General features: G+C 61.7%; 7 protein-coding genes, 2 tRNA genes and 2 rRNA genes (1 of these 11 running past the window's edge). 5 read left to right on the top strand and 6 right to left on the bottom strand.

All coding sequences use genetic code 11. The annotated features are described in order from the left end of the window. The 4 genes from IVA80_RS20965 to IVA80_RS20950 all read right to left on the bottom strand — a co-directional run. Positions 1–562 (bottom strand): 23S ribosomal RNA (locus IVA80_RS20965) (it extends 2311 nt beyond the left edge of the window). A 417-nt stretch (positions 563–979) separates the two neighbouring features. Continuing rightward, positions 980–1055 (bottom strand) — tRNA-Ala (locus IVA80_RS20960). A 33-nt stretch (positions 1056–1088) separates the two neighbouring features. After that, positions 1089–1165 (bottom strand) — tRNA-Ile (locus IVA80_RS20955). Between the two features lie 188 nt (positions 1166–1353). Next, positions 1354–2842: ribosomal RNA gene (locus IVA80_RS20950) — 16S ribosomal RNA — on the bottom strand. The 16S and 23S rRNA genes sit together here with 2 tRNA genes alongside, the layout of an rRNA operon. Positions 2843–3822: 980 nt before the next feature. On the opposite strand from IVA80_RS20950, the gene IVA80_RS20945 reads away from it, so the two are divergent. From IVA80_RS20945 to IVA80_RS20935, 3 genes are all read left to right on the top strand, one after another. Then, positions 3823–5886 carry a M23 family metallopeptidase gene (locus IVA80_RS20945; RefSeq protein WP_247434533.1) on the top strand — a complete coding sequence of 688 codons (2064 nt, stop codon included), beginning with the start codon at positions 3823–3825 and terminating at the stop codon, positions 5884–5886. 151 nt (positions 5887–6037) lie between these two features. Next, the gene (locus IVA80_RS20940) at positions 6038–6400 is read left to right on the top strand and encodes an SPW repeat protein (RefSeq protein ID WP_247434530.1); all 363 of its coding nucleotides are present in this window, start codon (positions 6038–6040) and stop codon (positions 6398–6400) included. A gap of 85 nt (positions 6401–6485) precedes the next feature. Further along, positions 6486–6746, top strand: a complete 261-nt coding sequence (locus IVA80_RS20935) for a hypothetical protein (protein WP_247434527.1) — start codon at positions 6486–6488, stop codon at positions 6744–6746. Between the two features lie 72 nt (positions 6747–6818). Here the strand turns inward: IVA80_RS20935 and clpB are convergent, their stop codons facing one another. Next, complete coding sequence (clpB, locus tag IVA80_RS20930; protein ID WP_247434524.1) at positions 6819–9470, bottom strand: ATP-dependent chaperone ClpB; 2652 nt, start codon at positions 9468–9470, stop codon at positions 6819–6821. 272 nt (positions 9471–9742) lie between these two features. Between clpB and IVA80_RS20925 the strand changes: the two genes are divergently transcribed. Continuing rightward, complete coding sequence (locus IVA80_RS20925; protein ID WP_247434697.1) at positions 9743–10531, top strand: MOSC domain-containing protein; 789 nt, start codon at positions 9743–9745, stop codon at positions 10529–10531. Positions 10532–10611: 80 nt separating this feature from the next. Here IVA80_RS20925 and IVA80_RS20920 read toward each other — a convergent pair whose 3' ends face one another. Beyond that, complete coding sequence (locus IVA80_RS20920) at positions 10612–11274, bottom strand: TIGR02594 family protein (RefSeq protein WP_247434521.1); 663 nt, start codon at positions 11272–11274, stop codon at positions 10612–10614. A gap of 235 nt (positions 11275–11509) precedes the next feature. Between IVA80_RS20920 and IVA80_RS20915 the strand changes: the two genes are divergently transcribed. Beyond that, positions 11510–12373, top strand: a complete 864-nt coding sequence (locus IVA80_RS20915) for an alpha/beta hydrolase (protein WP_247434518.1) — start codon at positions 11510–11512, stop codon at positions 12371–12373. The last annotated feature ends 127 nt before the right edge of the window (positions 12374–12500 follow it).

The raw sequence follows: 12500 nt of genomic DNA, 5'->3' as shown, positions 1-12500 counted from the left end.
TGGTTCACTATCGGTCGCTGAGGAGTACTTAGGCTTGGAGGGTGGTCCCCCCGCGTTCAGACAGGATTTCACGTGTCCCGCCTTACTCGTGGATACATCATCGCATTACTCGTACGGGGCTATCACCCTCTAAGGCCCAGCTTTCCTGACTGGTTCCGATTGTCTTTGATGTATCACTGGCCTGGTCCGCGTTCGCTCGCCACTACTAACGGAGTCTCTGTTGATGTCCTTTCCTCCAGGTACTTAGATGTTTCAGTTCCCTGGGTTTGCTTGAAACCTCCTATGTATTCAGAAGTCTCATACCTTCTCTTGATAACCGGAAATCCAAAACCTCTTCGATCGAAATCTAAAGGCTTAGGCATCTCACATTTCTGATCGAACCCCACACCAATGTCTTTCGACAAAGGTCTTGGAGTTCCGGCTATCGAAGGTGGGTTTCCCCATTCGGAAATCCATGGATCAAAGCTTCTTCGCAGCTCCCCACGGCTTATCGCAGCGTAGCACGTCCTTCATCGCCTCTCAGCGCCAAGGCATCCACCGAACACCCTTAAGGCACTTGATTGCTCTCATTATCAATGTCCACACACTCGGCAGAATGTTGTCTGCAGAATTGCCAAGAGACCTAAATCTCTAAGGCACGCGCCCTCGATGAACGCTATCTGCAGCCGGACAATGATTAGAAAGACCAGCTTGCTTCGTAAGATCGTTCCGATAGCGAGGCGGTCAAGCTTCGCTAAAAGGATCATTTACAACTCGCTCATCTCTCAGATGCAGCCTTGTGAGCTACCCTGGAAGACGCACGAGCGCCGAAATGATCCGGAGATAATGAAGTATCGCGCAGAAATCTTCTGCACGATCCAACTCGGATCGATCTCCTCTTTACGATGTCAGAAATCCCGCAGCTCACTGTCCATCCGGACTAGTAAGTGCGAAGTGATGTTTCGCGGACGACGGTTGAGTTGTCGGTGATCAAACCATCTGGTGGAGCCAGACGGGATCGAACCGACGACCTCATGCTTGCAAAGCACGCGCTCTCCCAGCTGAGCTATGGCCCCGTAACCAGAAGACGAATGCACACTCGATGAAAATGGTGGGCCTGGGAAGACTTGAACTTCCGACCTCACGCTTATCAAGCGCGCGCTCTAACCAACTGAGCTACAAGCCCCTAACGCATATCCAGTCAAGGACCAGGGATTCTGCAAGGTTGCAGCCCCAGCGCGTGTTCGTCCGCGAAGAAAGAGAAACGTAGACGGCGAAATCCCGCCAATGCAGCTCAACAATCCTGACGATCGTTGGCCACTGATGTTTCTAAAACGGTTCGATAGAAGCAAGCTTCTGAAGAACCATCCTTAGAAAGGAGGTGATCCAGCCGCAGGTTCCCCTACGGCTACCTTGTTACGACTTCACCCCAGTCGCTGACCCTACCGTGGCCGGCTGCCTCCCTTGCGGGTTAGCGCACCGTCTTCAGGTAAAACCAACTCCCATGGTGTGACGGGCGGTGTGTACAAGGCCCGGGAACGTATTCACCGTGGCGTGCTGATCCACGATTACTAGCGATTCCAACTTCATGGGCTCGAGTTGCAGAGCCCAATCCGAACTGAGACGGCTTTTTGAGATTTGCGAAGGGTTGCCCCTTAGCGTCCCATTGTCACCGCCATTGTAGCACGTGTGTAGCCCAGCCCGTAAGGGCCATGAGGACTTGACGTCATCCCCACCTTCCTCGCGGCTTATCACCGGCAGTCTCCTTAGAGTGCTCAACTAAATGGTAGCAACTAAGGACGGGGGTTGCGCTCGTTGCGGGACTTAACCCAACATCTCACGACACGAGCTGACGACAGCCATGCAGCACCTGTGTTCCAGGCTCCGAAGAGAAGGTCACATCTCTGCGACCGGTCCTGGACATGTCAAGGGCTGGTAAGGTTCTGCGCGTTGCGTCGAATTAAACCACATGCTCCACCGCTTGTGCGGGCCCCCGTCAATTCCTTTGAGTTTTAATCTTGCGACCGTACTCCCCAGGCGGAATGCTTAAAGCGTTAGCTGCGCCACTAGTGAGTAAACCCACTAACGGCTGGCATTCATCGTTTACGGCGTGGACTACCAGGGTATCTAATCCTGTTTGCTCCCCACGCTTTCGTGCCTCAGCGTCAGTATCGGGCCAGTGAGCCGCCTTCGCCACTGGTGTTCTTGCGAATATCTACGAATTTCACCTCTACACTCGCAGTTCCACTCACCTCTCCCGAACTCAAGATCCTCAGTATCAAAGGCAGTTCTGGAGTTGAGCTCCAGGATTTCACCCCTGACTTAAAGACCCGCCTACGCACCCTTTACGCCCAGTGATTCCGAGCAACGCTAGCCCCCTTCGTATTACCGCGGCTGCTGGCACGAAGTTAGCCGGGGCTTATTCTTGCGGTACCGTCATTATCTTCCCGCACAAAAGAGCTTTACAACCCTAGGGCCTTCATCACTCACGCGGCATGGCTGGATCAGGGTTGCCCCCATTGTCCAATATTCCCCACTGCTGCCTCCCGTAGGAGTTTGGGCCGTGTCTCAGTCCCAATGTGGCTGATCATCCTCTCAGACCAGCTACTGATCGTCGCCTTGGTGAGCCATTACCTCACCAACTAGCTAATCAGACGCGGGCCAATCTTTCGGCGATAAATCTTTCCCCGTAAGGGCTTATCCGGTATTAGCACAAGTTTCCCTGTGTTGTTCCGAACCAAAAGGTATGTTCCCACGCGTTACTCACCCGTCTGCCGCTGACGTATTGCTACGCCCGCTCGACTTGCATGTGTTAAGCCTGCCGCCAGCGTTCGCTCTGAGCCAGGATCAAACTCTCAAGTTGGACTTGAACTTTGAACCGGCTGATCACAACGTTTTGACGAGGTCCCACCATTTTTCATCGACCGAAGTCGATGAGCTGCCCGCGATTCACATCGCTGGCAACGATGGTGTAACCTTAAAACGTGTACCGCCGAAGTCTTTCGTCCGGTCCCGATCAGAAAAGCCGAAGCTTCTCAGATGCGAGACCCGCAAGGACTCCGCCGTCCACGTTTCTCTTTCTTCATCTTCACTTGTCAAACAGCCCGGGACCGCGGAGGCCCCAACCTTCCCCGAGAGGAAGGGTTCCGACACCCTTACCGACGATGAATGAACTCCAATCGACTTACGTCGACTGTTGTGTCACTCAACAAGGTGAGGAGCATCAGTGGCGCGTTCGCTCGCCTTGGTCAGTGACCCGGCGGCGCCGCGCTCAGTGGTCGGGTTATAGGCCCCCCCGCTCGGAGTTGTCAACGGCCATTGTCAACAAATCGTCGCACGGTGGATTGTCGTAAAAATTCGCGTATTTCCAATGTGTTAGAGGGAACGGGAGCGGGCCAACCGAAGCTGCGCGGCAAAAAAACTCGAAAAAAGTTTGCGCCCCAGGGGGCTCCGGAGGCGGCTTTGGGCGCCCTCTCCAGAGGCCCCCCCCGTCCCCGGCTTTCAGGAAACTTTTTCCATATTAGGCGCCGTACTAGAGCCACAATCCCGCGGCGTTCTGGTACAGACAAACGTGAATCGCGGGGTGCCAGTGGGGGCTGCCGGCGATTTTCATGCGGTCAGAGGAAGGCGATCTTGCAGATGACGCGGCCTTCTTCCGACATTCGAGAGACATCGAGAGACCTTTACCCGTCCAGCTGTTCGTAATTTCGGCCAAGCCCTTGTCAGGGCTTTCTGAGCGCGGACGCCTGTGCGGCTTGCCTTTTCCGGCGATCCCCCTTCAAGAGGGCGGCCAGGAAAGGGTTCGAAAGCAGGCATCTTGGGTCGTTGATTGGGGGACTTGGGTTGAACCACAGGACGTCACGCGGCGCTTACGGGCGTGAAACCGGGATCATCGATCTCGGCCACGAGCCGCCGCTGTCCGTCGATGGTTCTGAGGCCGCCGTCATCGATCGCCGCCGCGTCTCGGTACAATGGTTCAGCGGGACAATTCTGACCGGACTTTGCGGCGCAGCCCTGATCGGCGGCGCCGTTTTCGCTTCGCTCGACGGTGAGATGACCTTCGCCAAGGTGCCGGAGCGCGTCGAAGGCGCGCTGCGCGGCGCATTCGGCGCGGCCGATCGCGCCGCCACGCTGCACAAGAGCGACCGCCTGCCGCCGCCCAGCGAATCCACGGCATCGCGCAACATCGTGCGCGTCTCCACCGTCGCCCGCGTCGGCAACCGCGACGTGATGCGGGTGCGCCCCTTCGTCCGGATCGCCGGCAATCTGTCGATGACGACGAGCGATCTGTCGGCGAAGATCCCGCCGTTCAACGCCCAGCGCATGCTGACCGACGTCGGCGCCGATCCCAAGACCGCCGCCGACGATCCGAACAATCCCGAAGCCGTCGAGCCCGATGCGGAAGTTTCCTTCGTCACCAAGGACCTGTCGCCGGTGCTGCCGAAGGCCAAGATTTCCGCGGTGGTGGCGCTCGACGACATCCTGATGCGGGTGCGCGACGCCGCCAATTGGCGCGGCAATGGCGGGGTGCGCTACGCCTCACTCGCCAATGCTGCCGCTGACATCTCCGGCGCGACCGGCTCGTCCGACATCAAGATGGCCTATGCCACCGAAGTGTCGCCGTCCGATCCCTATGCCGGCTTCGAGACGCGCGTGGTGCCGGAAAACGTCACGCTGCTGCCCAAGACCAAGGAGCAGATCACCGGCGGCAATCCCAACGGCGAACGCGTCCACATCGTCAAGAAGGGCGACAGCGTCGCTGGCGTGCTGCGCGATCTCGGCGCCACCGCCGAGGAGATCAAGGCGATTACCGCAACGCTCGGGCCCCGCGGCCGCGACGGCGGCCTGAAGGAAGGCGAGAAGCTCCGCATCCTGATGGCCCCTGCCAGCCCCGGTGCAAGGCTCCAGCCCTACCGCGTCGTCGTCGCCAACGAGACCATGGTCCAGGCGATCGCGGCGCTGTCCGATCTCGGCAAATACGTCGCGGTCGACGTCTCCAGCATGAACACCGTCACTGATGCCGCGGCCAACGCCAACAGCGACGACGATGACGATGACGACGGCACCGGTGTGCGGCTCTACCAGAGCATCTACGAGACCGCGATGCGCAACAAGGTGCCGATGCCGGTCATTGACGACATGATCAAGATCTACTCCTACGACGTCGATTTCCAGCGCAAGGTGCAGCCGGGCGATTCCTTCGACGTGTTCTACGCCGGCGAAGACGAGGGCGTGACCGCAAGCGAAAAGAACGACGTGCTGTTCGCCTCGCTCACGGTCGGCGGCGAGACCAAGAAATACTATCGCTACCAGAGCCCCGACGACGGCGTCGTCGACTACTATGACGAGACCGGCAAGAGCGCGAAGAAGTTCCTGGTCAGGAAACCCGTCAACAACGCGATCATGCGGTCCGGCTTCGGCGGACGCCGCCATCCGATCCTCGGCTTCGTGAAGATGCACACCGGCGTCGACTGGGCCACCGCCTACGGCACGCCGATCTTCGCCTCCGGCAACGGCATGATCGAGAAGGCCGGCCCCGAAGGCGGCTATGGCAAGTATATCCGCATCAAGCATAACAACGGCTACGAGACCGCCTATGGCCACATGTCGGCCTTCGCCAAGGGCATGGAAATCGGCAAGAAGGTGCGGCAGGGCCAGGTGATCGGCTTCGTCGGCTCCAGCGGCATGTCGACCGGCCCGCACGTCCATTACGAGATCCTGGTCAACGGCCGCTTTGTCGATCCGATGCGCGTAAAACTGCCGCGTGGCCGCTCGCTGGAAGGCCCGATGCTGGCCGGCTTCGAGAAGGAGCGCGACCGGCTCGACGGCATGATGAGCGGCCGCGGCGGCGCCATCGCCCGCATGTCGGACGCGACCGGCGGGCCGCTCCAGGTCACCAACCGGTAACGGCTGACCAGGATCCGACGATCGGCGCGGCTTCGGGCCGTATCAGGCGCTCAGACCCCTTCCCTTCATTCAGTTTCGCTGGAACTCACAGGCCCGCAGCCCCGTTGATTCGCGATGGGGGCTGACTTGCATGGGGCTTAAGGAGGATGTCATGGAGAGTTGGACGAACGCAAAATTGTGCGACGTCGCAAATCTGATCCTCGGCGCGTTCCTGTTCTTCTCGCCCTGGATGTTCGGTTTCGACGCCGGAGCGGCCTCCCAGAACGCGTACATCGCAGGTATCGCGATTGCGGTGCTCGCCGTCGCAGCGCTTGCAGCCTTCGCCGTGTGGGAGGAATGGCTAAACCTGATCGTGGGCCTGTGGACGTTGGTTGCGCCTTGGGTGCTCGGGTTCCAGGGCGCCAGGACGGCAATGACGATCCACGTGGTGGTCGGCATAGCGGTCGCCGCCCTTGCCGCGATCGAACTCTGGATCATGTCCCAGAACCCACCGCGGCTCACCACAGGCCGTTAGAACCGGAGAACCGGAGGCCAACTCACTCCGCCCGCCCAGCGCGGGCGGGCCGCCGGCAAGCACAGGGCAAGCACAGGGCAGTGTCATGAGACGCCTCTCACGCGACGACGTCACCAAGGCGATCCCTGGGGCTGACGATGTCACCATCGCGGAGGTCATTGGAACCGGCGCGACGGTCGATGAACTCGCCGAAGCCCAGGCATGGCTCGCCAACGACGAGCCGATGATCAACGATCTGAGGCCACTGGCGCAGGGCCGGGTGCGCGAGATCGTGGACATTCTGTCCGAGCTCGAGGAGGACGGTGAAGCGGACGCAGATGCAGGTCCCGCTCCCAACCCTGGCTAGCCATACGCAAAAACAGTTCCGCCCCGGAGGGGCGCTCCGGGGCGGCAGTTGTCGTTGATTGCTGGCTGGAGATCAGTTCAGCTTGCGCTTCGACACCGGCGCGTCGAACTGGGCGATTTCCGCGGTCTGCGGCGCCTTGCCGTTGAAGGTCAGCACGTTGCCTTCGGACGAGATCGCAACCGCATCGCCGTCCTTGACCTCGCCGGCCAGGATCATCTCCGCGAGCGGATCCTGGAGGTGGCGCTGGATCACCCGCTTCAGCGGCCTTGCGCCGTAGGCGGGATCCCAGCCCTTGGCAGCGAGCCAGTCGCGGGCCGCAGCGTCGAGCGTCAGCACGATCTTGCGGTCGGTCAGGAGCCTCTCGAGGCGGCCGAACTGGATCTCGACGATCCGGCCCATCTCGCTCTTCTGCAAGCGGTGGAACAGGATGATCTCGTCGACGCGGTTCAGGAATTCCGGCCTGAAATGCGCCCGCACCATTCCCATCACCTGCTCGCGCACGGCAGAGGTGTCTTCGCCCTCCGGTTGATTGACAAGAAACTCCGAACCGAGATTCGAGGTCATGATGATCAGCGTGTTGCGGAAATCGACGGTCCGGCCCTGGCCGTCGGTCAGGCGGCCGTCGTCCAGCACCTGCAACAGGACGTTGAACACGTCCGGATGCGCCTTCTCGATCTCGTCGAACAGCACGACCTGATAAGGCCGGCGCCGCACCGCTTCCGTGAGCGCACCGCCCTCGTCATAGCCGACATAGCCCGGAGGCGCGCCGATCAGCCGCGAGACCGAGTGCTTCTCCATGTATTCGGACATGTCGAGGCGGACCATCGCGGTCTCGTCGTTGAACAGATACTCCGCCAGAGCTTTGGTCAGCTCGGTCTTGCCGACGCCGGTCGGCCCCAGGAACATGAACGAGCCCATCGGCCGGTTCGGATCCTGGAGGCCTGCGCGCGATCGGCGCACAGCCGTCGCGACCGCCCGCACCGCCTCGGCCTGGCCGACGACGCGCTGTCCCAGCTGCTCCTCCATCTTCAGGAGCTTTTCCCTCTCGCCTTCCAGCATCTTGTCGACCGGCACGCCGGTCCAGCGCGAGACCACCTGCGCGATATGGCTGGCGGTGACCGCCTCTTCCATCATCTCGCCGGAACTCTGCGTTGTATTTTCCTTGGCCTCGATATTCGCAAGCTGCTTCTCGAGCTCCGGGATCCGGCCATAGGCCAGTTCGCCGGCACGCTGGAATTCACCGCGCCGCTGGGCGTTGGCAAGCTCGACGCGCAAGCCATCGAGCTCGGCCTTCAGCTTCTGGGCGTTGGAGAGCTTGTTCTTCTCCGCACTCCATCGCGCCGTCAGGGCCGCAGACTTCTCCTCGAGCTCGACGAGCTCCTTTTCGAGCGCTTCGAGACGGGTCTTGGAGCCGAGATCGGTTTCCTTCTTCAGGGCTTCCTGCTCGATCTTGAGCCGGATGATCTCGCGGTCGAGCGAATCCAGCTCTTCCGGCTTGGAATCGACCTGCATCTTCAGCCGCGCGGCGGCTTCGTCCATGAGGTCGATCGCCTTGTCGGGCAGGAAGCGATCAGTGATGTAGCGGTTGGACAGCGTCGCGGACGCAACAAGCGCGGAATCGGTGATCCGGACGCCGTGATGCTGCTCGTACTTGTCCTTGAGCCCGCGCAGGATCGAGATGGTGTCCTCGACCGAGGGCTCGCTGACGAAAATCGGCTGGAAGCGCCGCGCCAGCGCCGCATCCTTTTCGACGTGCTTCTGGTACTCGTCGAGCGTGGTCGCGCCGATGCAGTGCAGCTCGCCGCGAGCGAGTGCGGGCTTCAGCAGGTTGGAGGCGTCCATCGCGCCGTCGGCCTTGCCGGCGCCGATCAGCGTGTGCATCTCGTCGATGAACAGGACGAAGCTGCCTGCGGCCGCCGTCACTTCCTGCAGCACGGCCTTCAGCCGCTCCTCGAACTCGCCGCGGTATTTCGCACCCGCAATCAGCGCGCCGAGGTCGAGCGAGAGCAGCTTCTTGTCCTTGAGGCTTTCCGGCACGTCGCCATTGACGATGCGCAGCGCGAGACCCTCGGCGATGGCGGTCTTGCCGACGCCGGGCTCACCGATCAGCACGGGGTTATTCTTGGTCCGGCGCGAGAGCACCTGGATCGTGCGGCGGATCTCCTCGTCGCGGCCGATGACCGGGTCGAGCTTGCCGTCGCGCGCGGCCTGGGTGAGGTCGCGGGCATATTTCTTTAGCGCGTCGTAGGCGTTCTCGGCGGTGGCGCTGTCCGCGGTCCGGCCCTTGCGTAGCGCCTCGATCGCCGCGTTGAGGTTCTGCGGGGTGACGCCGCCCTTGGCCAGGAGCGCGCCCGCCTCGCTGGTCTTCTCCAGCGCGAGCCCGAGCAGAAGCCGCTCGACGGTGACAAAGCTGTCGCCGGCCTTCTCGCCGGCCTTTTCGGCGGCATCGAAGGTGCGGGCGAGCTCGGGCGCTAAATAGATCTGTCCGGCACCGCCCCCGCTGACCTTCGGCACCTTGTTCAGGGCCTCCTCGGTCGTCTTCAAAACTGCACGGGAATTGCCGCCGGCACGGTCGATCAGACCGGCAGCCAGCCCTTCATTGTCGTCCAGCAGGACTTTCAGAAGGTGCAGGGTCGAAAACTGCTGATGCCCCTCGCGCATCGCGAGCGACTGCGCGGACTGGATGAAGCCCCTGGAGCGTTCGGTATACTTCTCGATGTTCATATCGTTGTCTTTCCCTCGGCCTGCCCCTGGAGCCCTCTAAGGCACTCCAAACGGCATCTTCACTGGGTTTCCGCTGGCCGCATTGACCTTCCTCAACCGGCAGCGGTCGTTATCAGCCGGCGCTGGCGCCGGCCTGACCCAGATGTGGTAAGCGTGCCTTCAGTCCGGAAGAGGCGACTTCACAATTTCGTGCGCAGCAAATTCGCAGGCTCGGCAGCCTGCTTGGCGTCGGCCGGTCGAATCTCTTAAAAAGCGACATGACATCAAGTGCAATGACAGCCAGCCAGACCGCCGAGATCACCGGCCTTTACCGCTACCCGGTGAAGGGCCTGACACCGGAGCCGCTGCCCCGCGTCGCCTTGCGGACCGGCCAGACCCTGCCGGCCGACCGCCGCTACGCCATCGAGAACGGCCCCAGCGGGTTCGATCCCGAGGCGCCGGAATGGAAGCCCAAGTCCCAGTTCTTGATGCTGATGCGCAATGAGCGGCTGGCCTCTCTCGACAGCCGGTTCGAGGACGCGACCAACCTCCTCACCATCCGCAGGAACGGTCAGGTCGTCGTCAGTGGCGATCTGGAGACCGCGGCCGGGCGCGCCGCCATCGAGGGCTACTTCAGCGAGAATTTTCAGCCGGAGCTCCGGGGCCCGCCAAAGCTGCTGTCCGGCCGCGACCACAGCTTTTCCGATGTCGCCCGCAAGGTCGTCTCGATCATCAATCTGGGCAGCGTCCGCGCCATCGAGACCATGCTCGGTGGCGCCGCGGTGCATCCCTTGCGCTTCCGCGCCAATCTCTATGTCCAGGGCTGGCCGGCCTGGTCCGAGCTCGATCTCGTCGGCCAGACGCTCGCGATCGGTCAGGCCCGGCTGAAGGTGGTCAAGCGCATCGTCCGCTGCGCGGCCACGAACGTCGATCCCGAGACCGCCAAGCGCGACCTCGAAATCCCGCCGACGCTCTCGCGCAATCTCGGCCACATGGACTGCGGCATCTATGCCGAGGTGATTGCCGACGGCGAGATCGGCGTCGGTGACGCGATCGCGGTGGAAGCGCCGAGATTGGTGTGAGTGCCCACCACCTCCGTTAGCGTTGCGAGATGGTGGGCACGGCGCTGTCGCGCCTTTGCCCATCCTACGCATCCGTCACCTCAATTCGGCATCACATACGCATAAATCCGGCCGCGCGAGACCGGCGCCTCGCGGACGCGGTTGCCGTTGTTGCCGGAAATCATGATCGGATTGCCCTTGGCGTCAACGCCGGTGATGATGCCGACATGGCCGCCGCCGCGCCGTCCCATCACCGCGATGGCGCCGACCTGCGGACCGGTGACGCGCGTGCCGTAACGCGCGAACGAGCTCGCCATGTCAGATCCGGTGCCCTGATGGCCGGTATGCTGAAGCACCATGTTCATGAAGCGCGCGCACCACAAGCTGCCGCGCCCGGTCGGATTCCCGCCGACATAGCGGCGTGCCTCGGACACGAGGCCAGATCCGCCGCCGAAGCCGCCACCACTCATAGCGTTATTGGCGTTATTGGGCATGCCGCCGGTGTTGGCGTTCGGATTGTAGCTGGCCTGGGTGTCGGCGAAGCCGCTGGCCTGCAACTGCGCCGCGCTGCGCTCGAAGCGCGAGCTGCGCGCATGGTGGCGATAATGATGATGTCGGCTAGCGTGATGCGCGTAAGCGTGCCGCTCTGTGCTATGACGATGAGGGCGTGCCGACGCCGGAGAGGAGAATGCGGCGACCGCCGCGAAGAAAAGAGCCAGCGCGACAACACAACGCGACAGGCGAGACGCAAACAACTCGAACATTCTTCATCCTTCGTTGACACCCCACTTCCCAATCGGCCCATGCGTTGGCCGACATCCGTCAGGCCGTTAAGCCGCTGGATGTGGCAAGAACAAGACACCGCACGATGCTGCGAGATGGGCGTCTGGGCATTGCTGCGATGATTTTGCGTCGAGGCTGGCCTGCCGCTGCCGCATTGCGGACAACTGCATTAACTGCGATCCTCGAAATTGCGGTTTGAAGAGAGGGAAACAGTTAATGCCCCACGCCACGACCAGGGACGACGTCCGCATCTATTTCGAAGAAGCGGGTCAGGGAACGCCGATTATTTTTCTGCACGAATTCGCGGCCGACTACACCAATTGGGAGCCGCAGATGCGCTATTTTTCGCGCGCCCATCGCTGCATCACCTATTCTGCGCGCGGCTATACGCCGTCGGACGTGCCTGATGGCGAGGTCTACACCTACACGCACTTCTATACAGACGCGCTCGCGGTGCTCGATCATCTCAAGATCGCTCGCGCGCATCTCGTCGGCCTGTCGATGGGCGCCTATTCGTCGCTCCAGATCGGATTGAACGCCCCGCAGCGCGCGCTGTCGATGACGTTGGCCGGCGTCGGCTCGGGATCGGAGATCGAGAATCTCGACAACTGGCGCAAGCAGTGCCGCGCCAATGCCGAGCAATTCGAGACGCTCGGCTCTGCTGAAGTCGCAAAAGTCACGCGCGAGGCGCCGAGCCGGATTCCCTTCCTGGTCAAGGACCCGCGCGGCCATGCCGATTTCTACGCCGCGCTGGCGCGCCACGATGCCAAGGGGTCGGCGAACACGATGCGCGGCTTTCAGGGCGGCCGTCCTTCGATCTACACGATGACGGACACGATCAAAGACGTCGCCACGCCGGCGCTGATCGTCTGCGGCGACGAGGACGATCCCTGCATCGGGGCGAGCCTGTTCCTGAAGAAGCACCTGCCGGCAGCGGGGCTCGCGATGTTCCCGAAGTCAGGCCACGTGCTCAATCTCGAGGAGCCCGCGCTGTTCAACGAGACGGTCGAGCGGTTCGTGACGCTGGTGGAAGCGGGACGATGGCCGGTGCGCGATCCGCGGTCGCTGGCGGCGCATTAGGCCTAGGCATCGCCAAACACTCCATTGCGTAGATGGGGTAACGGGCCCCGGGCAGCCTTCCAGCCAAGCCGCGCTAGCTACGGCGCTATTTGTGGCGCGCGTCGCGCGGCTTGGTTGGAAGGCAAGC

It is taken from the genome of Bradyrhizobium sp. 139 (genome assembly GCF_023074175.1).
GTDB lineage: Bacteria > Pseudomonadota > Alphaproteobacteria > Rhizobiales > Xanthobacteraceae > Bradyrhizobium.
Note: the sequence above shows the minus strand (reverse complement) of the source record. Positions and strands in the feature narration are given on the sequence as shown.